This is a genomic window from Streptococcus sp. KHUD_014 (genome assembly GCF_051106275.1).
In the GTDB taxonomy this organism is placed as follows: Bacteria; Bacillota; Bacilli; order Lactobacillales; family Streptococcaceae; genus Streptococcus.
Map to the genome: position 1 here is coordinate 1,523,543 of NZ_CP193666.1, position 20,357 is coordinate 1,543,899.

The window sequence follows — 20,357 nt, forward strand, 5'->3', positions numbered from 1 at the left end:
CCTATTCTACAATCATCTTACCGTGCATCATATTCATGCCACAAGAGAAACCATACTCACCTGCTTCTTCAGGAGTGATTTCAACCACATATTGGTCTCCCATAGGTAGATCTGCATGCACACCAAAGTCTGGGAAAACGATTTGGTCTAAGCAAGGTGACGGGTCTTTTCTATCAAAAATAATACGAGCAGGTTGCGATTTTTTGAGGATAATGGTTCCTGGAGTGTAGCCCCCCATGACTTCCACTCGAATTTCTTGATAGCCATTTTTTTGCTGGGCTCTCTTAGCATCTTCTTGCGGTTTTTTGAAAAACCAAAAGAGGATAAAAGCAATCATTCCTAAAACAACAATAGATACAAATAGATTTAACATAGCGTCTCCTTTACATACAATTACATCTTACTTCTGTTACAGCACTTGCTTTTTTCTTTGAAATCACTTCTTCCAAGCCTTCCAAGTCAGCTAGAGTAAAATCACATTCTTTGATCAAATCGGCAAGTAAGAGCTTTATTCTGCGAGAACAAAGCTTGTCTTTGATATCCTGAACCATTAAGCCCCTACTATCATCTGGAGTTAAAAGGGACGAATACACAAAGGACTTGCCCTGTTTTTCTCGAGTCAAACATTCTTTCTCCACTAAACGAGCCAAGAGTGTCTGGATCGTGGATTTGGACCAACTGAACCTTTTCTCTAATACTTTTATGAGATCAGTACTAGTCTGTTCTCCCTGCATCCAGATAATCTTCATGACCTGCCATTCTGCATCCGAAATCTGCATCAGTACACCTCCAAAATCTACATTTGTCAATTACAATCATCAGTATACTCTTAAAATCTACATTTGTCAACTAAATTTCCTAAAAATTTTAAAATTTCTCTTTCCAATAGATTTTGTCTATCATTGTGATAGAAAATACATATTATCCAAAGCAGATTTTTAATGCTACAATGTTTTTATCATTTCTAGATGGGAGGTTTTAGTTTGGATTGGTCTATTGTTGAACAATATCTACCACTTTATCAAGAGGCATTCTTTTTGACCTTGCATATTGCAGTTTGGGGAATTCTAGGTTCTTTTTTGCTGGGGCTCATCGTCAGCGTCATCCGGCATTACCGCCTTCCTGTTTTTTCACAGTTGGCAACAGCCTATATCGAGCTATCACGAAATACACCCCTTTTGATACAACTTTTCTTTCTCTACTTCGGTCTTCCACGTATTGGGATTGTTCTTTCTTCAGAAGTCTGTGCAACACTGGGACTGATTTTTTTAGGTGGTTCCTACATGGCGGAATCCTTCCGAAGTGGACTAGAAGCTGTCAGTCAAACCCAGCATGAGATTGGTTTAGCCATTGGGCTTACACCATTCCAGGTCTTTCGCTACGTGGTTCTGCCACAAGCGACTGCGGTTGCTCTACCATCCTTTAGTGCCAATGTTATTTTCCTCATCAAGGAAACTTCTGTCTTTTCAGCGGTTGCCCTTGCTGACCTTATGTATGTTGCTAAGGATTTGATAGGACTCTACTATGAAACAGATATCGCACTAGCCATGTTGGTGGTTGCTTACCTTATCATGTTGCTACCTATTTCACTAGTCTTTAGTTGGATAGAAAGGAGGCTCCGTCATGCAGGATTCGGGAATGCAAGTACTCTTTCAGGGAAATAATCTCCTGAGAATCTTACAAGGTTTGGGAGTCACGATTGGGATTTCTATCCTGTCTGTCCTCTTATCCATGATTTTCGGAACGGTGATGGGAATTATCATGACTTCTCATTCTAGAGTGATTCGCTTCTTGACACGTTTTTATCTAGAATTTATCCGGATTATGCCGCAGCTAGTGCTTCTCTTCATCGTTTACTTTGGTTTGGCTCGAAACTTTAATATCAATATCTCAGGTGAGACTTCTGCTATTATCGTTTTCACTCTTTGGGGAACAGCTGAGATGGGAGACTTGGTTCGTGGAGCCATTACTTCTCTCCCAAAACATCAGTTTGAGAGCGGACAAGCGCTTGGTTTAACTAAAGTGCAACTCTACTACCATATCATCATCCCACAAGTCTTGAGAAGATTACTTCCACAAGCCATCAACCTTGTCACTCGGATGATTAAAACAACTTCCTTGGTTGTTTTGATTGGGGTTGTTGAAGTTACCAAGGTTGGACAACAAATCATCGATAGCAATCGTTTGACTATCCCAACAGCTTCCTTTTGGATTTATGGAACCATCCTAGTCTTGTATTTCGCAGTTTGCTTCCCTATTTCCAAACTATCTACTCATCTAGAAAAACATTGGAGGAACTAAATGTCTGAAACTATTTTAGAAATCAAGGAACTAAAAAAATCCTTCGGAGACAATCCAATCCTCCAAGGACTTTCTTTAGATATTAAAAAGGGAGAAGTGGTCGTCATCCTAGGACCATCTGGTTGTGGTAAAAGCACGCTACTTCGCTGCCTCAATGGTTTAGAAAGTATTCAAGGAGGAGATATCCTACTGGATGGTCAGTCCATCGTTGAAAATAAAAAAGATTTTCACCTAGTTCGTCAAAAGATTGGCATGGTCTTTCAAAGTTATGAACTCTTTCCTCACTTGGATGTCCTTCAAAACCTCATCCTAGGCCCTATCAAGGCTCAAGGGAGAGACAAAAAAGAAGTTACCGAAGAAGCTCTGCAACTACTAGAACGTGTCGGACTTCTAGATAAACAACATAGCTTTGCTCGCCAATTATCTGGTGGACAAAAGCAACGGGTTGCTATCGTTCGTGCCCTTCTCATGCATCCAGAAATCATTCTTTTTGACGAGGTAACGGCTTCACTGGATCCAGAAATGGTGCGTGAGGTTTTGGAACTCATCAATAACTTGGCTCAAGAAGGGCGTACCATGATTCTGGTAACCCATGAAATGCAGTTTGCCCAAGCCATTGCGGACCGCATTATCTTCCTTGACCAAGGGAAGATTGCTGAAGAAGGAACTGCTCAAGAATTCTTCACAAATCCACAAACCAAACGAGCACAAGAATTTTTAAACGTCTTTGACTTTAGCCAGTTTGGCTCATATCTATAATCAATAAAGGAGATTATTATGAAACTACTTAAACCAATTCTAACTGTTTTTGCCCTAGCATTTGCGCTTATCTTCATCACAGCTTGTAGTTCAGGCGGAAGCTCTGATGCTTCATCTACTAAGGCAACTGCCAAAGCTCGTACCATTGATGAAATTAAGAAAAGTGGTGAACTTCGAATCGCGGTATTTGGAGACAAGAAACCGTTTGGTTATGTTGACAACGACGGTTCTTACCAAGGTTACGATATCGAACTTGGTAACCAATTAGCACAAGACCTTGGTGTAAAGGTCAAATACGTTTCTGTCGATGCTGCCAACCGTGCTGAATACTTGATTTCTAACAAGGTTGATATCACCCTAGCTAACTTTACAGTTACTGACGAACGTAAGAAACAAGTTGACTTTGCCCTTCCTTACATGAAAGTTTCTCTCGGTGTTGTGTCACCTAAGACTGGTCTAATTACAGATGTTAAGCAACTTGAAGGCAAAACCTTGATTGTTACAAAAGGAACGACTGCTGAAACTTACTTTGATAAAAATCACCCAGAAGTAAAACTTCAAAAATATGACCAATATAGCGATGCCTATCAAGCCCTTCTTGACGGACGTGGAGATGCCTTTTCTACTGACAATACTGAAGTCCTAGCTTGGGCGCTTGAAAATAAAGGATTTGAAGTAGGAATTACCTCTCTAGGTAACCCAGATACCATCGCACCAGCAGTTCAAAAAGGTAACCAAGAACTACTCGACTACATCAACCAAGAAATCGAAAAATTAGGTAAGGAAAACTTCTTCCACAAGGCTTATGAAAAAACACTTCAACCAACCTACGGTGATGCTGCTAAAGCAGATGACCTGGTTGTTGAAGGTGGAAAAGTCGACTAATACTCTTCGAAAATCAAATTCAAACCACGTCAGCGTCGCCTTGCCGTACTCAAGTACAGCCTGCGGCTAGCCTCCTAGTTTGCTCTTTGATTTTCATTGAGTATAACATCCAATGAAATCACAAAAAGAAATCAGGTAATCCTAGCGACTACCTGATTTTCTATTTTTTAAGCATTTTGCCAATTTTCCTGGTCTTCTTTAAATCGTTTTAAAAGGTCAAGTCCTTCTGGTGTGATGTAGCCTTCTTCTTGGGCTAGGTGAATCAGCTCACTATAGTTTGAAAGAGTCACCAGTTTGACACCAGCATCCGCAAAGTTTTTATCTGCTTTTGCTAGTTGATAGCTGAAAATAGCTACAACACCCAGAACATCTGCTCCTTCACGCTTGGCAGCAACCACGGCCTCAAGAACTGAGCCACCAGTTGAAATCAAATCTTCAACAACGACCATTTTTTGCCCTTGGGCTACACGGCCTTCGATTTGGTTGCCTGCTCCGTGATCTTTTGGTTTGCTACGGATATAGGCAAATGGCAAGTTCATCTTGTCAGCGATGATGGCACCATGCGGAATGCCTGCAGTCGCTGTTCCTGCAATCACTTCTACCTCTGGGAATTCTGCCTTGATGGCTTCCACAAAACCATTTTCAATCAAGCTACGAGTATCTGGATAAGCAAGTGTCACACGGTTGTCCGTATAAATCGGTGACTTGATACCTGATGCCCAAGTAAAGGGTTCTTCTGGCTTGAGGTAAACGGCTTGAATTTTCAATAGATGGCTAGCAATATCTTTAGCAAGTGTCATGGTGTGCTCCTTTTTATAGTGTTAAATGAATCTTCTTTTTAAACCCAATCTTGTGTCCATTCTTCTTTGATGGCATGGTAGGCTGCGACTGGATCAGCTGCTTGCGTAATCGGACGGCCAACTACGATGTAGTCACTGCCAATTTGGTATGCTTCTCCTGGGGTTACTACCCGTTTCTGATCTCCTGCTTCTGTCCCTCTTGGGCGAATCCCTGGTGTCAGACAGATAAAGTCTTCATGAGTTGCTTGTTTGATAAGCTTGGCTTCTTGAGCCGAGCAAACGACTCCATCTAGACCAGCTTCAGCTGTTTTCTGGGCATAGTGGATAACAGACTCTTGGAGGCTGGTTTGGATATTTTGACACTCCTGCATTTGTTCTTCCGAGGTTGAGGTTAATTGGGTCACCGCTATGAGAATTCCCTTGTCTCCCAATCCTTCACGCGCTGCCTGCATCATCTCAACCCCACCTGCTGCCTGCACATTGGTCATATCAACTCCTAGGTTCGATAAAATTTTCATGGTTGATTTGACTGTATTGGGAATATCATGCAGTTTGAGATCCAAAAAGACACTATGTCCTAATGATTTCAAATAACGGACAACTTCAGGCCCTACTGCATAGTAGATTTCCATTCCTACTTTGACATAGAGCTTTTCCTCTGCTGGAAATAGGGCTAAGAACTCCTTGGCTTCTTCAAAACTTGGAAAATCCAGAGCTATGACCGGGCGACTTTCACGCATGTGTTTCTCCTCTTATCTTTCTTATCAGCCCAGCTTCCTTCAAAATAACTAGAAAAAAGGAACCTGCCAACAGCAAGGTTCCACGAAAAATGGGTAGAATCCACCCTTTCACCGTCTAACCTTAGCTGCCTCTCTGGACTGCTTTAAAGGTTTTTTACTATTCTATTATTTAAAGCGAGACTTGTCAAGTAAAAACTAGTATCCGAAGGACTTTAAAGCCAAGACTCACAATCAAGCCGATAGAATACTCTCAAGCTTAGCGACTCTGTGATTGTTGAGTTGTTTGGTTTTGATTACCCTGTTCCTCTTGTTTTTTCTTCTCTTCTTCCAGCTTTTTCTTTTCCTCTTCTTTGGCCTTGATTCTCTCCTCCTCAAGTGCCTTATCCGTCAAGCTATAACTATAGATCCCAACTTCCATATCAATACCACTTGGTACTGTTAATTGTGGTTTTATCTTACTATAGTAAGGCAATTTTTTACCTAGTTCTGATAGAGGAACCAAAACTTCATCCGTATCATACATGGTAATCTTGAGAAGATCACTGGTTACACTAGTTGGAGCCAATTCAATCGTTTTGATCGCTTGCTTAATCTCTGGGCTAACATCAGCCAGTTGGGCAATCAAGGTCTTTACTTGCTGCTCATCGTTGAAGAGTACAGATAGATAGGTTTCTGGCAAACTAAGGAGACTGACTGGACTAGTTTCAACTGTGCCACTGGAAAGAATTGGATAATGGTCCTCGCCAGAAACATAATAGGCTACAATCCCGTATTCCTTGACCTGGATGGTGAAATTGGTCGGGAATTGATAGTGAATGCTAGCAGATTCAATCCAGTGATTGGACTTAATCATCTCAGCATGTTTGTCTTTATTGAGAAGTAGACTAAAGGTATAGTCACTATCACGAATCCCTGAAGCCTCTTTGATTTGATCTGCATTGGTCTCTACTGTCCCAGTGACTTCTATGTTTTTCAGAGTTGAGAAGGGCGTCAAGAGATAGATCGAAAAGACCAAGAAAAGCAAACTCGGGATTAGAATCGTAACAGCACGCCAGATATGAACTCTAGGAATAGAAGGCTTGGTAGCCTTTTTCTTGGTTTTAACCTTCTTTTCTTCTACCTTTTCTACTTTTGCTGCCTCTGATTCTTCGGCCTGGTCTTCCACTTGTTCTGCTTCAGCTGCTTCCTCTTCAAGTTCAGACGAGGACTCATCTGCTATAAGCTCCTTCTGTTCTTCGCTATTAGGATCTACTTCCGTTGCTTCCTCTGTATTTTCGGATATATCTGACTCTTGTTCTTCCTTGGTCTCTTCCTCAGCCTTTTTACGCAGATATTCACGGTTCTGCTTCTGCCACTCTGATAAGCTAGTTTCTGCATCAGAAGTTATTGAAACTTCCTTTTTGCCTGAATCTCCCTTGGCTTCTTCTTTAGCTAAGTTGGCCTCTTCTTCAGCCTTTTTTCGAAGATATTCTTGATTTCGTTTTTGCCACTCTGACAATTCCTTGCCTTGCGTTGGCTCTTGTTTCTTATCCTTTGACATCGATTTTCCTTATGATAGATCTTTTTTTAGTAGCGCATAAAAATCCGCCACAGATTTTAATTCATGAGAATTCTTCATCGTGTTCTGGTAGTCTTCTTTGTGGGTCAAAAGCTTGCTTACTTTTTCTTCTAAAGTTGACAAGGTCAAATCGCCCTCTTGCAACTCCTCAGCATAGCCTTTTTTCACAAAGTAAGCCGCATTTTCAATCTGATCTCCACGGCTAGCTTCACGCCCTAGAGGGACAATGACATGCAATTTAGCCATGGCAAGAAGTTCAAAAATAGTATTGGCACCACCACGAGTGATGACTACATCAGCCATATTCATGAGCGGTTGATAGAGTTCAGTCACGTAGTCAACACGGTAGAGGTTTGAACTTAGTTCATTTAAGCTAGCATCCCCTGTTAGGTTGATGATATTATAACGACTAGTCAGCTCTTCCTTGTGGTCTGTAACTAATTGGTTAAAGATACGCGCACCAGCAGAACCTCCGACGAAAAGAAGAGTTGGTAGCTTATCATTGAAAGAAGTTCGGATATCCACCATTTCTTCAGGCTCTTCCATAATTGGTCCAGAAACCTTGGTCACGGCTCCTACATGCTCTACCTTAGTGAGACTAGACGCCTGCTCGAAAGTAGAGTACATCTTAGTCGCAAACTTATAGGCAATTTTATTGGCCAATCCCATAGAGAGGTCAGACTCATGGATAAAGACTGGTACTCTGCATACTCGCGCTGCAATAACAGGCGGAACAGATACAAATCCACCCTTAGAAAAGAGGGCTTGTGGACGAACTCGAAGCATGATAAAGAGCGATTGAAGAATTCCAAAAGCAACCTTAAAGACGTCAACCATGTTTTGCCATGAGAAATAACGACGCAATTTCCCTGTTGCAATCGAATGGAAGGTAACATCTAAACCTGACTTGAGAATTTCATGATGCTCAATCCCATTTTTATCACCAATATAGTGGACTTCCCAGCCATCTTCGATGAACTTAGGCATTAACAAAAGGTTGAGGGTAACGTGTCCAACCGTTCCCCCACCTGTAAATACTATTTTTTTCATATTATCCCTTTAACTCCGCTACAGTGTCGATGAAAAGATCTCCACGTACCTCAAAGTTGGCATACATATCCCAGCTAGCATTAGCAGGACTGAGGAGAACCACATCTCCTTCTTCCGCAATTTCATAAGCCTTACGAGTTGCATCAGCAATATCTGTTGCATCCACATAAGCCACACCAGCCTTGTCCGCTGCACGTTTGACACGCTCTGCAGACTGACCGAGGATGACCATTTTCTTAAGACCAGTGATGTCTGGAACCAACTCATCAAACTCATTTCCACGGTCCAACCCACCCGCAATCAAGACAACCTTGCTATTATCAAATCCTGACAAGGCTTTTTGAGTTGCCAAGATATTAGTTGACTTACTATCGTTGTAGAATTTCACCCCATTGATTTCATCTACGAATTGGAGACGGTGCTTCACACCACCAAAGGCTGACAAGGTTTCCTTGATGATTTCATTGTCCACACCACGAAGTTTAGCTACAGCAATGGTTGCAAGAGCATTTTCCACATTGTGGCTACCAGGAACTCCGATTTCATCAGCTGCCATGACTTTTTCACCACGGAAGTAAAGAAGACCATCTTCAAGATAAGCTCCGTCAACCTTTTCAAGGGTTGAGAATGGTACTACAGTCGCGTTTGTCTTTGTCGCAAGCTCTTTAGCTAATCCCTGGTTGAAGTTCAATACTAGGTAATCAGCTGCTGTCATATTACTTTGGATATTCCACTTGGCTGCCACATAGTCCTCAAAAGAACCGTGATAGTCAATATGCGTTGGCATCAGGTTTGTAATAACAGCAATTTCAGGATGGAATTCCTGGATTCCCATTAATTGGAAAGAAGAAAGTTCCATGACAAGGGTGTCCTTATCTGTGGCAGTTTGAGCCACTTGACTAGCAGGATAACCAATGTTACCTGATAAAAGCCCATTTTGTCCTGCAGCAGTCAGAACTTCACCAATCATGGTTGTGGTCGTAGTCTTACCATTAGAACCAGTAATACCAACAATCGGTGCATCAGAAATCAAATAGGCCAACTCAACCTCTGTCAAGACTGGAATACCTTTTTCTAGCGCTTTTTCAATCATCGGATTGCTATAAGGAATTCCTGGATTTTTTACCATGAGGGCAAACTCTTCATCCAATAATTCCAAAGGATGTCCACCAGTGACAACCTTGATGCCCTCTTCCAAGAGACTTTGCGCTGCTGGATTTTCCTCAAAAGGCTTGCCATCATTAACCGTCACAATGGCACCTAGCTTGTCTAAAAGACGAGCTGCAGATTCACCAGATTTGGCTAAACCGAGGACTAATACTTTCTTATTTTTAAATTGATCAATTCGTTTCATATCTAGAACTCCATTTCTACTCTTACTATTTTACCATTTTTATGAAAATAAAAAAGCCACAAAGGGCTTTCTTATCTGTTTTTATCCTCTACCAACTATTCTACGGATTTAAGGGCTTCTAACATATCCACCTTTCGGAGATAATGATTGACAAAAACTCCTAGGATGGTCAAAATGACACTAACGGCTAAAACTGGTATTAGATAAACTTCCCAGCCAACCTTTGGTTGAAAACGGAAGGTACCAGGTGCAATCATCTGAATGAGAAATTGATGAAGATAAAAGCCTGAGACCAAGCCTACAATCATTCCAACCAGTGACAGTATGATGGTCTCCCGATAGATATAAAGTGTCACTTCTTTGTTATGAAAACCAAGAACCTTGATGGTTGAGAGTTCCCGAATCCGTTCAGCAACATTGATATTGGTCAAATTATAGAGAATCACAATGGCTAATAGCACCGATACTAGCACCAAAATCGCCATGGTATGATTCAGAGAATTTGCAAAACTTTCAAAGAGTTGAATGGTTGAGGCATTTTGAACGAGGCCAGTGACAGCAGCTAGATTCATAAATTCTCCTGCGACGGTTTCAGTATTCCCTTCACTTTTATCCTTGAGTTGGACCAAATAGGTGTTCATCTTGGGAGCTTGACCATAAATTTTCTCATAGGTCGCCTGATTCATGTAAACAAAATGGCCCACGTAGTGTTCGGTAACGGCTCCAACCTTAAAGGTTTTCCCATCTATTGTAAAGTTGTCACCAACAGAAACTCCTGCCAACTGGGCTAATTTTTCAGTCAGGATGACTCCGTTAGATAAGCTCAGTTTTTCCCCATTTTTTTCTAAGAGGACAAAGGGAGCCAGATCATCTTGATCCGTTACCATGATGGTCACGGTTTGAACTCCAGCCTTGCCAGCATACTTTTCTTCAATCTGCTTGGAAGAAATCAATCGATAGCTTTCAACTTCATCACTCTGCAATTTTTCTTCTAGCTTTGCCTTATCTGAATCTGAAGCTCGAGAATTGACAGAGAGAATCATCTGGTATTGTTGCAGATCCTTAAACTGCCTGTCAGCCACTCCAACTACAGAAGACTGAATACCAAGTCCTGCAAAGAGGAGGGCTACTGAACCTGCAACTCCAAAAATAGTCATCAGCATGCGCTGTTTGTAACGGAAAATGTTGCGAGCCGTAACCTTTTGGGTAAAGCTCAAACGTGACCAGATAAAGGTTATCCGCTCCAAGAGAATTTTAGAACCCTTGACTGGTGGCTTGGGTAGTAATAATTGTGCTGCTTCTTCATGCAACTCTCTGCGAGATACGAGGTAGGCAGGTAGGACACTAGCTACTAAGCTTAGCCCTAGAGCCAAGCAACTATAGGTCCAATAGAGATACTGCTGACTCTCACCAACAATCATTCGTTCAGTGATGATATGCGAGATTGTGGGTGCTAAGACATAATGACCAATCAGAATTCCTAGAAGGGTGCCAAGAGTCCCAGCAACCAGACCATAAATAACAAACTTAGCAATGATGTCTTTGCTATGGTAGCCTAAGGCCTTAAAGATACCAGCATTGGTTCTCTCCTCGTCTACAAAACGGGTCATGGTGGTAAAGGTAACCATGGCTGCTACGGCATAGAGAACAACTGGAAAGATATTCCCTACGGCACGAATACTCATAGCCGAGTTACTATACATGAGATAACCTTGGCCAGTTGGAGAACTTTTTCGATTATAAACATGATAGCTTGGCTCTGTCAGAGCATTGACCTCATCCTGACTGGTCTGCCATTTAGCTTTTTCACTCGACAGATCCTTTTCAGCCTGGCTTAGCTTTTCCTTTTCCTGCTTGAGTTGCTCTTTGGCTTCTTCTAACTGACTAGATGCTTGGCTTTTTTGTAGTTCTGGTAGTTGGCTCACTTGATTTTCTTGAGCTTGTAGACGCGTTTCGATTTCTTGCAGGCGACTCTTGCCAGCTGTCAAATTACTTTCAGCCTCGTCCAGTTGTTTCTTGCCCTCATCAAGTGACTCTTGAGCGTCCTTCTTCAATTTCTCTAGCCGCGCTTGACCATTATCAGCAAGTTGTTCCTTAAGAGTCGCTTCTTCTTCCTCTAGCTTTTTTTCATAATCACTGGAAAAAGGATTGACATCTGTTAGACTAGCAAAACTCAGGCGGGCAATCGTGTAAACAGAGCTCTTAAAATTATCTTCAGTTACGACAGCATAAGCTGCTAGATTCCCATTTCCACTAGCGGAACTCCCCATATCCGTTTTTGAAAAAATATCTGGAGAGTGGACAAAACCTGTAATGGTATAACTATCTCGCTTCAATTGAGAATTACTGCCCTTTTTTTGACTCAAATGAATGACTTGACCAATCTGATAGCGATCTTTCCAAAAATCCGCCAAGGCTAGTTCATCTTCTTTTTCAGGCAAACGACCTTCCGTTACTTGAAATTTTGAAATCTTATCAGTATTTGAAAAGATTCGTATGGCATCTTCACTATTTGCCAGAGTCAAATCTGTCATATAACCAAACTCGACATCTGCTCCTGTATGGTTTTGCAATTCTTCCTGGTCTGCCTGATCTAGACCATAATCTCCTATGACGGTTATATCTGCCGCATTAGTTTCTTTGAGATAAGCCCAAGCTGTTCGCTCCATATTGGGACTGGCTACTTTGAGACCAACCACGGCTAAAGAACCTAACATCATCAGAGTTAGGATGGATAAAAACCGTCCCTTTGAACCTGTGAAAGACTGGAGCAGGTCTTTCCAATATGTCTTTCTTTTCATCTCAATACTCCAAATCATCAATATCCTGTGGTTGAGGATTGAGGACAACACTCTTGACGCCAGCATCATGCATCTGAATCACACGATCAGCTATAGGAGCTAGCGAAGCGTTATGGGTCACGATGATAACGGTGGCTTCTTTTTTGCGTGACATATCTTGAAGAATCTTTAGAACCTGCTTACCAGTCTGGTAGTCCAAAGCTCCCGTTGGTTCATCACAAAGGAGAATTTTAGGATTTTTAGCCACAGCTCGAGCAATGGAGACCCGTTGTTGCTCACCACCTGACAACTGGGCTGGAAAATTATTAAGACGGTGACCTAAGCCTACATCCTTGAGAACCCGCTCAGGATCCAAGGCATCTGATACAATTTCTGATGCCAGCTCGACATTTTCCTTAGCAGTCAAGTTAGAAACCAAATTGTAAAACTGAAAGACAAAGCCAACATCATCTCTGCGATAGTTGGTTCTCTGATGGGAAGTGAAATTCGAGATATTAGTCCCATCAACCCAGACTTGTCCTTCATCATTTGTATCCATCCCACCTAGAATATTCAAAACTGTTGACTTCCCTGCACCAGATGAACCAAGGATAATGACCAGTTCTCCCTTTTCAATCTCGAAGTTGACATCTCGATTTGCTACAATTTCTGTATCACCAGTATGATATCTCTTATAGCTATTTTTCATTTCAATATAAGCCATCCTATCTCCTCCTCTTCTCCTACTATTTTCACCTTTATTATAACTCTTTTGAGGAGAGAAAGAAAGCTTATCCCTGTATACATTAGAGTGATTTTAAGACTCCTTAAAATCGCTGAAAACAAGTCTTATTGGCTTACTTACCTTGTTTCTAAGGCAATTCCTCTAGTTTGCTGTTTGCTTTTTGTAGAAAATCTTCTCTTATCTTCTTTTGCACTTGATTCATGAGCCAAAAAAGCGAACAAGACCAGATTCTATTTATCAGAAAACTAGTTTTGTCCGCTTTTTTTGATTGAGATTAGTCTCTTGGTCCAATCTCTATGATTCGAATGCTTTTACATCATCTTATTCATCGTCTTTTTTCTTTCCCATTGCAAACATGCCCAGAAGTGCTCCTACAAGACCTACGGCTGCAAGGCCAGCATTTTCTTTAGTGCCTGTCTCTGGGAGTTTGTATTGATGACTTGCAGGTGCTTGGTAAGTCTTATCTTGTGACATAGTAAGAGCTACAAGAGACTGCTCATCTTTGTATTCTGGAACCTCATGGATTGCTCCTTCTGCTCCATTGACACCACCTGTGAATTCTGGGCTTACTTCCTGAACAGCTGCTTCGACACCATTCACACCACCAGTAAACTCTGGAACTTCATGAATAGCGGCTTCTGCTCCATTGACACTGCCTGTGTATTCTGGGCTTACTTCCTGAACAGCTGCTTCTTCACCATTCACTCCACCAGTAAATTCTGGAACTTCATGAATAGCTACTTCACCTGCTGTGCCAATTGCTCCTGTGTATTCTGGAACTTCATGAACAGCTGCTTCGACTGCGTTAACGCCACCCTTGAATTCTGGTATTTCTACTACTGGTGCTGCTTCTTCACCTGCTGTACCGATAGCTTCAGTGTACTCTGGAACTTCATGAACAGCTGCTTCGACTGCGTTAACGCCACCCTTGAATTCTGGAACTTCTACTACCGGAGCTGGCACGTCACCTGCTGTGCCAATAGCTTCAGTGTACTCTGGAACTTCATGAACAGCTGCTTCGACACCATTTACTCCACCTGTGAACTCTGGAACTTCGTGTACAGCTGGTTCTGTCTTAGCAGTTTCGACCTCATCTTTAGTCAATTGGATACGGTATTCCTTAACGTGTTTTCCACTTTCTGAAACAAGACGTACCAAGACTGGAAGTTTGTCATCCCCACTATCAACAACTGTCGCCGCTACGTTTTCACCAGCTTCCACTGTCACTTTAGGACGGTTTCCACTATAAGTTACTTGGTAGTCAGAACGATCTTCTGAGAAGTCAGCAAGCTCTCTACCATCCACAAGAAGTTTAGAAGCTGTATTGTCCTTAGGTGCTTCACTTGGTGCGATAAAGGCCATTTCAGTGATAGCCACACCCTTCTTGTCTGCTTTTCTGTCCATGCGCCATCTCATAGCTTTAGCTTTGACTGGTGCAAAGGTTACATGGATGTCAGTTCCTGCTTGAATCTCTTGATCCGCACGGTATTCAACTTTCTCCCAGTTAGAAGGAGTGTTGAATGGGTGATCAGGATCGTATGGTTGGTAGTTAGAGTAATATTCTGGTGAATCAAATTCTGGTCCAACATAGCGTTCTAATACGAGTTTAGAAGGTGCATCTGTTCCACCATCTGCAAAGAATCGAATTTTTCCTTCTGCAACTGAACGCTCAACAATCTTACCAGCTTCTCTAAAGATAACCCCTACTGAGACTTCTGGATTTTCAGATGGAGTTGCAGACCAGTTAGTCCAACGACGGCTTTCATCATCAGAACCATCATTGACATAGTCCACACGGTCACGAGAGTTTGGATCAATATCGTTAGTTGCTGAGGCAAATGAACGGTTGCTGTCATCATCGAAGTCTGGGTTGTCTGAAAGGTTTTCACCGAGTTTGTCTGTCACACGTACAGCCACTTCAGCAGTTAAATCAGTACCCAAAACGCGACCATGAACTGTAAATTCACCTGCTTTTGTTAGATTTTCTACTGGAACTGCTTCCCAGTCAACTGCCAAGTCCTTAACTTCATAGCCATCTTTTCCTGTAAAGTAAACAGGAACTTTGGCTGGTAATTCTAGGGCTTGTCCTTTAGCAACCAAGCGAGAAGCTTTAGCCGCAGCTACTGGCTTACTTGTTAGCAAATCTTTGTCAGTTGTGAAGTGTAGGCGGTATTCACCTAGGATATCTCCATTTTCTGCCTTGACAACAACACGGACTGGATCTCCTTCACGTACGCTTGGTACAATTGTTGCAATACCATTTTCAGTCACACTTGCTGTTACAGCTGGAACTTTTCCTTCACTTGCTTCTAGATAGTAGTCAGTCAAGCCTGGGTTAAAGTTTGGCAAATCTTTTCCATCTACTTGGATTTGTGCTTGAGCTTTCTTAGCTGCTGCTACCTGTTTAGAGAAGATTTGCAATTCTGTAATTGAAGTACCCCATTTACCATCTGGTCTAACCATGCGGATACGAACTGCGTAAGTGTTGACTTTATCAAAGCTAAAGTGAGTCATTTCTCCAGCTCTTACTTGATCTGGAGCCTTGAGATTTGTCACTTGTTTCCAGTTGTTAGCATCATTAAAGACGTGGTCTTCACTAGCTACAAAGCTTGGGTTCTTAGGAACTGTTGGAACTTCTGAGCCAACATAGTATTCGATGACATATGACTTAGGTGCACCAACTCCGTGGTCTTCGTGGAAGGCTACGTTGAGGTTGTCAACTGAACGTTTAGACATGATACCAGAGTCTCCAAAGAGTACTCCGACTGATGCCTCGCTTGTACGGTTCCAGTTTGTCCAACGGTTTGCTGGTTGGTTGTTATAAGAAATCAATTTGTCATTGACATTGGCTACTGAGTCACTTGGATTTGAGTCTGATGCAAAGGCAAGTGGTAATTCTGAACCAGTCCACTGGTCAGAAATATTAGCACCAGTTTCTGTCTGTGAAGACACACGAACATGAAGTTTGGTTGGTAGTTGAGTACCTTCGACATGTCCTGTCACAGTAAAGTTGCCTTCTTGTGCGTATTGGCTTGGAGCAATAGCGTCCCAAGTTACTTTAGCTGAAGATACTTGGCCATTTGAATGATAAGTACGAACGCTTTCTGGTAAGTGAGGAGCTTCTGCAACTGGAGTTGTTGTGCTCACTTCTTCGACAGCAATGATACCTTCTACAGATACTTTTGCATGAGCCTCTTTTTCAAGCCCTTCTACTTTACCAAGAACATCAAAGCTATGGTATTTAGCAAGGTCTTCCTTAGCAACTGCTTGCCAAGTCACCTTGTGAACCTTTGGAAATCCTTTATCATACTCTACAGTTACTGTAGCTGGGAGACTTGGTTCTTGGTTCAAACCTGTCACTACGCTGACTGGACGGATGGCTTGGACAACTTTGCTTTCAGTATTTGCTTGAATGTTCAAATCAATCTGACCTTCTGCTCCTTCAAATTGAGCTTTCAGAGTTACTTGACCTGGTTTGTGCAATTCAAGCATACCTTTACGAACGGCAACATCTCCCTCACCTGAAGTTGAGAAGCTAACCTTGTCAGCCTTCAAGACTGCCTGAGTACCATCTTGGTAGTGAGCCAAGACCTTGATACCGACCGTTTGGTCCTCTTTCAAAGCAGCCGCATTTTCAACTTCTAGGCTCAAACGTTCAATTTGTGGAGCCTCTTGTAGGAATTGGATAGCATAGGTTTGTAGTGGGCCACCATCGTTTGGTTGAACATGAATGCTTGCACGCATACCATTTGCTTCATTAGCTTGAATAACCGTCACTTGAGCATTTTCAGCTGTAGCTTTGACCTCTGGCAAGGCTACTCCATAAGCAAGCTTGTGGTATTTTACAGGTTGGTCAGTCGAAAGGCCTTCAACCGCTTGATCTGCCACAGTTACGCTTGGAACTACTGGATTAGCAGCTTCACCTTCTGCCACTACCAAGGTTGCAGCAATTTCTTCATCTTCTAAAATACCTTTTGCCTGGATGCGAGATCCTGGGATAGCTAGTTTAGCTTGATCTTCTGCTGCAATTTCCCACTTATTAACATCATAGCTTCCCACAGTACCATCTGACAATACGTAAGAAACAGATTTGTCGACTGAATTTAGGTCTGTACTTGGTGCAATTCTCTTAATTACAGGTAATTCAGCTTCGAGTGCCAAGACTTCAACACGCGCTTCTACATCACGTCCATCTGCTACACCTTTAACCGTAAAAATACCAGGTTCGTTGACATTAACTGCTGACCATTCTACTGGAAGTTTTGCACGACTGCCATCACTGTAGATAAATGCGACTTTTGAAGGCATTTTCGCTTCTTGGCCAATAACTGTACGTACTTTAGGTACCTCAGTTCCTAAAACAGTTTTTTCTGCTTGCTCTTTTTTACCTGTAAAGATCGTTGTTTGACCAGATTTCAAGAAATCAGAGTGGGCAGTCAAGGTAAATTTACCTGCTTGCTCCGTTGATTTGACAATGACAACACCCTTACCATTGAAGGCCTTACGGATCCATGAGCCATCGGATTGTTCTTTGTAACGCTCACGGCTAGCTTGTTCACCGTTATCCACACCGACAATCTGACCTTGTCCATGCAACTGGAAGCGCACAAGGTTATTAGCAGTAGGAACCACATTGCCAGCGCTGTCAACGATTTCGTAGTAAATATAAGTGAGGTCTTTCCCGTCTGCTGCAATAGCATGTTCTTCTTTCACTAAGCGAACACCTGCAGGCTCTCCAGCAGTCGTAATCTTATCACGAGCAATTTCATTACCTGCTTCATCACGAGCTACTGCTTCCAGGGTTCCAGGTTGATAAGCAACTTTCCACTCAAGGTAAAGTTCCTTGGCATTGGCACCTTCTTGGTAAGTACGTCCATCGCTTGTTTGTTTTTTGTTAAAGGTCTTCTTGCCTAGAGATTCACCGTTCAAGAATAACTCAACACTTGCAGCGTTAGAGTAGGCACGGACTGGAATCTTACCATCTGCATCAGCTACGTTAGCTTTAAGAGTAGGATCTTCCCAGTTCCAGTGAGGAAGCAGGTGAACCATTGGTTTCTTCTGAGCAGAAACCCATTGGCTTTGATACAAGTAGTAGTCATTCTTTGGAATGCCGGCTGTGTCTACGATACCGAAGTAAGAACTCTTAACTGGTGTGTTGTTTTGGTTGTGCCATGGAGTAGGCTCACCGATATAGTCGGTACCCGTCCAGATAAACTGACCAGCATAACCAGCATTGTCACGGTCAAAAGTCCAAGATGCAGTTGCTGTTTTACCCCAACCAACACGGTCATTACCGTAGTCTGATTGCTCATAATGACGGTAAGCTTGGTTACTGTGAACTAGTTCACTTTCTGGACGGAAATAGCTTCCACGTGTACGAGTTGCTGAAGAAGTTTCTGAACCGTAAATCAACCAATTTGGATGTTTCGCACGAAGCTTCTTGTAGTTGTCTTCTGAATAGTTAAATCCAACCGCATCCAGTTCGTCAGCGATTTTTTCATGACCACCACTACCATCACCGAAACGGAATTTATCTGCTCCCATAGTGACATAGCGAGTCTTGTCAACGTCCTTGATAACCTTGACCAAACGCTTAACAGTCGCTAGAGAATGTGGATCTCCTGAAGCTTCACCGATTTCATTACCGATAGACCACATGAAGATAGCTGGGTTGTTCTTGCCTCTTTCGACCATGGTACGCAAGTCAAAATCAGACCATTTTTCACCTTTTTTAGCTTCTGGGTGAGTGGCATCTTTTTCAAAGAAACGGCCGTAGTCGTACTGTTTCTTACCACCATACCAAGTATCAAAAGCTTCTTCTTGCACCAACAAACCAAGCTCTGCAGCAATTTGTAGAGTCTGCTCACTAGCTGGGTTGTGGGTTGTACGGATAGAGTTAACTCCCATCTCCTTCATTTGTTTGAGGCGACGGTATTCTGCTTTGTAGTTTTCTTCTGCTCCTAGAGCCCCATGGTCATGGTGAAGAGAAACACCATGGAATTTCATTTTTTCGCCGTTAAGAGAGAAGCCTTCGTTTGGTGTCCAGTTGTAGTAACGGTAACCAAACATATCTTTCTTCGCATCAACTAACTGACCATCACGATACACACGCGTTACCAATTCGTAGAGAGCTGGTTGGTCGCTGAGAACTGTCCAAAGTTTTGGTTTCTCAACTTGCAAGATAGCATTCAGGCTTGTTGATTGATGAGCCTTCAAGACTTGGCTAGCTGTACGAACTAGGTCACTTACTGCTTGTCCTCCACGTTCGATGATTTGATACTCAGCTACGATTTCGTGGTCTTTATCATCAGTATTGACGATCTTACTTGATACGTGAGTGTCAACCTTACCATTTTGTTGTTTTTCAAGCTCTGGAGTTAAGATGGTTGTACCGTTTTTGGCAACATGCAATTTGTCTGTCACTTGAAGAGTAACATCGCGGTAGATACCACTTCCTGAGTACCAACGGCTACTTGGTTGTTTATTGATTGCATGAACTGCAATGACGTTTTCACGACCGTCTTTGTTGAGATAGTCAGTGATATCATAAGAGAATTGGTTGTAACCATTTGGATAGTGACCGACTAGCTGACCGTTTACATAGACTTGCGAATCCATATAAACTCCGTCAAAGACCAAACGAACATTCTTGTTAAGGTCTTTTTCGTCTAGTTTAAAGGTCTTGCGATACCAAGCATCCCCACCATTCAGTTGTCCACCCTCATTTTGGGCAGGAGACTGATGGTCGAAGTCGTTATAGATACTCCAGTCATGAGGAAGGTCTAATTTCTTCCAGCTTGATACATCGGCATCTGGTTTGATGGCGTCTTTGGCATTAGCATTGAGTTTAAAATGCCAGTTTTGGTTAAATTCTACTTTACGGTCCTCAACCAATTGATTTACCTCCTCGCTGGTAGCCGGTTTTAGGTCCGGTTTTTCCGTTTGAGAAGATTGGTCTTGAGTAATTACTTGAGGTTTCTTATCTAGCATGGAATCCTCTTTTTTGTCAGAGTCTGATTGTAGAGTTTGATCGTCCTGTGCTTTTTCAGCTTCATGGCTTGGAGCAACTGCTTCATCAGCAACTGAATTGGCCGTTTCAACAAGGTTCTCTTTTTTAGATTCGTCCTCTACTTTTTCTGTAGCAACTGTAATCGGAGTTTCTTCCGCAGCTACTGGATTTGCACCAGCTACACTTGCTCCAAATAAGACTGAGCAAGTACCGATGACTACAGAGCAAGTTCCAACGGTAAATTTTCGGATACTATACACTCTTTTTCGATTCCAATGATCTTTTCCCATAAGATCCTCCTTATATTCGTAACCGCTTCCATTTTTATGTAAGCGCTCTACTTTTATAGTAGTATTTAACTTCTATTTTATAAAAT

14 protein-coding genes and 2 pseudogenes are annotated in these 20,357 nt (G+C 42.3%); 4 read left to right on the forward strand and 12 right to left on the reverse strand.

Annotated features, from left to right (window positions below):
* Position 1 precedes the first annotated feature (1 nt).
* On the reverse strand, positions 2–373 hold the full coding sequence (locus ACORHT_RS07410) for a cupredoxin domain-containing protein (RefSeq protein WP_004252344.1): 372 nt from the start codon (positions 371–373) through the stop codon (positions 2–4).
* A 10-nt stretch (positions 374–383) separates the two neighbouring features.
* Positions 384–779, reverse strand: a complete 396-nt coding sequence (locus tag ACORHT_RS07415) for a CopY/TcrY family copper transport repressor (RefSeq protein ID WP_434349889.1) — start codon at positions 777–779, stop codon at positions 384–386.
* Between the two features lie 204 nt (positions 780–983).
* Between ACORHT_RS07415 and ACORHT_RS07420 the strand changes: the two genes are divergently transcribed.
* From ACORHT_RS07420 to ACORHT_RS07435, 4 genes are read left to right on the forward strand one after another with little or no spacing between them, the layout of a single operon-like run.
* Positions 984–1,664 carry an amino acid ABC transporter permease gene (locus ACORHT_RS07420; protein WP_248034761.1) on the forward strand — a complete coding sequence of 227 codons (681 nt, stop codon included), beginning with the start codon at positions 984–986 and terminating at the stop codon, positions 1,662–1,664.
* Entirely contained in the window at positions 1,624–2,301 is a 678-nt protein-coding gene (locus tag ACORHT_RS07425; RefSeq protein WP_315639685.1) for an amino acid ABC transporter permease, read from the forward strand. The genes ACORHT_RS07420 and ACORHT_RS07425 overlap by 41 nt, the downstream gene beginning before the upstream one ends.
* Positions 2,302–3,060: an amino acid ABC transporter ATP-binding protein gene (locus tag ACORHT_RS07430; protein WP_434349890.1), complete on the forward strand. Its 759-nt coding sequence runs from the start codon at positions 2,302–2,304 to the stop codon at positions 3,058–3,060.
* Positions 3,061–3,078: 18 nt separating this feature from the next.
* Positions 3,079–3,945, forward strand: a complete 867-nt coding sequence (locus ACORHT_RS07435) for a cysteine ABC transporter substrate-binding protein (protein WP_434349891.1) — start codon at positions 3,079–3,081, stop codon at positions 3,943–3,945.
* Between the two features lie 167 nt (positions 3,946–4,112).
* On the opposite strand, the gene pyrE is transcribed toward ACORHT_RS07435, so the two are convergent.
* The 10 genes and pseudogenes from pyrE to ACORHT_RS07485 all read right to left on the reverse strand — a co-directional run.
* On the reverse strand, positions 4,113–4,745 hold the full coding sequence (gene pyrE, locus ACORHT_RS07440; protein WP_434349892.1) for an orotate phosphoribosyltransferase: 633 nt from the start codon (positions 4,743–4,745) through the stop codon (positions 4,113–4,115).
* 38 nt (positions 4,746–4,783) lie between these two features.
* The gene (pyrF, locus tag ACORHT_RS07445) at positions 4,784–5,485 is read right to left on the reverse strand and encodes an orotidine-5'-phosphate decarboxylase (protein ID WP_315639691.1); all 702 of its coding nucleotides are present in this window, start codon (positions 5,483–5,485) and stop codon (positions 4,784–4,786) included.
* A 256-nt stretch (positions 5,486–5,741) separates the two neighbouring features.
* A complete protein-coding gene (locus tag ACORHT_RS07450) occupies positions 5,742–7,025 on the reverse strand; it encodes an FtsQ-type POTRA domain-containing protein (RefSeq protein ID WP_434349893.1) in 1,284 nt (427 codons plus the stop codon).
* A gap of 9 nt (positions 7,026–7,034) precedes the next feature.
* Positions 7,035–8,093, reverse strand: coding sequence for a UDP-N-acetylglucosamine--N-acetylmuramyl-(pentapeptide) pyrophosphoryl-undecaprenol N-acetylglucosamine transferase (locus ACORHT_RS07455; RefSeq protein ID WP_434349894.1), 1,059 nt, complete (start codon positions 8,091–8,093; stop codon positions 7,035–7,037).
* A gap of 1 nt (position 8,094) precedes the next feature.
* Positions 8,095–9,447: a UDP-N-acetylmuramoyl-L-alanine--D-glutamate ligase gene (murD, locus tag ACORHT_RS07460; RefSeq protein ID WP_434349895.1), complete on the reverse strand. Its 1,353-nt coding sequence runs from the start codon at positions 9,445–9,447 to the stop codon at positions 8,095–8,097.
* A gap of 95 nt (positions 9,448–9,542) precedes the next feature.
* Complete coding sequence (locus ACORHT_RS07465) at positions 9,543–12,248, reverse strand: FtsX-like permease family protein (protein WP_434349896.1); 2,706 nt, start codon at positions 12,246–12,248, stop codon at positions 9,543–9,545.
* Position 12,249: 1 nt separating this feature from the next.
* A complete protein-coding gene (locus ACORHT_RS07470; RefSeq protein ID WP_434349897.1) occupies positions 12,250–12,951 on the reverse strand; it encodes an ABC transporter ATP-binding protein in 702 nt (233 codons plus the stop codon).
* Between the two features lie 342 nt (positions 12,952–13,293).
* Positions 13,294–13,446, reverse strand: coding sequence for an LPXTG cell wall anchor domain-containing protein (locus ACORHT_RS07475; RefSeq protein WP_434350833.1), 153 nt, complete (start codon positions 13,444–13,446; stop codon positions 13,294–13,296).
* Between the two features lie 69 nt (positions 13,447–13,515).
* A pseudogene (locus ACORHT_RS07480) lies at positions 13,516–19,920 on the reverse strand (SIALI-17 repeat-containing surface protein); the annotation flags it as partial.
* 182 nt (positions 19,921–20,102) lie between these two features.
* Positions 20,103–20,271: pseudogene (locus ACORHT_RS07485) on the reverse strand (YSIRK-type signal peptide-containing protein); the annotation flags it as partial.
* Positions 20,272–20,357 lie beyond the last annotated feature (86 nt).

Excerpts from the sequence above, each read along its gene's own strand:
- ACORHT_RS07410 (WP_004252344.1), bottom strand. The coding sequence starts at position 373 with ATGTTAAATCTATTTGTATCTATTGTTGTTTTAGGAATGATTGCTTTT.
- ACORHT_RS07415 (WP_434349889.1), bottom strand. The coding sequence starts at position 779 with ATGCAGATTTCGGATGCAGAATGGCAGGTCATGAAGATTATCTGGATG.
- ACORHT_RS07425 (WP_315639685.1), top strand. The coding sequence starts at position 1,624 with ATGCAGGATTCGGGAATGCAAGTACTCTTTCAGGGAAATAATCTCCTG.
- ACORHT_RS07430 (WP_434349890.1), top strand. The coding sequence starts at position 2,302 with ATGTCTGAAACTATTTTAGAAATCAAGGAACTAAAAAAATCCTTCGGA.
- ACORHT_RS07435 (WP_434349891.1), top strand. The coding sequence starts at position 3,079 with ATGAAACTACTTAAACCAATTCTAACTGTTTTTGCCCTAGCATTTGCG.
- pyrE (WP_434349892.1), bottom strand. The coding sequence starts at position 4,745 with ATGACACTTGCTAAAGATATTGCTAGCCATCTATTGAAAATTCAAGCC.
- pyrF (WP_315639691.1), bottom strand. The coding sequence starts at position 5,485 with ATGCGTGAAAGTCGCCCGGTCATAGCTCTGGATTTTCCAAGTTTTGAA.
- ACORHT_RS07450 (WP_434349893.1), bottom strand. The coding sequence starts at position 7,025 with ATGTCAAAGGATAAGAAACAAGAGCCAACGCAAGGCAAGGAATTGTCA.
- ACORHT_RS07455 (WP_434349894.1), bottom strand. The coding sequence starts at position 8,093 with ATGAAAAAAATAGTATTTACAGGTGGGGGAACGGTTGGACACGTTACC.
- murD (WP_434349895.1), bottom strand. The coding sequence starts at position 9,447 with ATGAAACGAATTGATCAATTTAAAAATAAGAAAGTATTAGTCCTCGGT.
- ACORHT_RS07465 (WP_434349896.1), bottom strand. The coding sequence starts at position 12,248 with ATGAAAAGAAAGACATATTGGAAAGACCTGCTCCAGTCTTTCACAGGT.
- ACORHT_RS07470 (WP_434349897.1), bottom strand. The coding sequence starts at position 12,951 with ATGGCTTATATTGAAATGAAAAATAGCTATAAGAGATATCATACTGGT.
- ACORHT_RS07475 (WP_434350833.1), bottom strand. The coding sequence starts at position 13,446 with ATGTCACAAGATAAGACTTACCAAGCACCTGCAAGTCATCAATACAAA.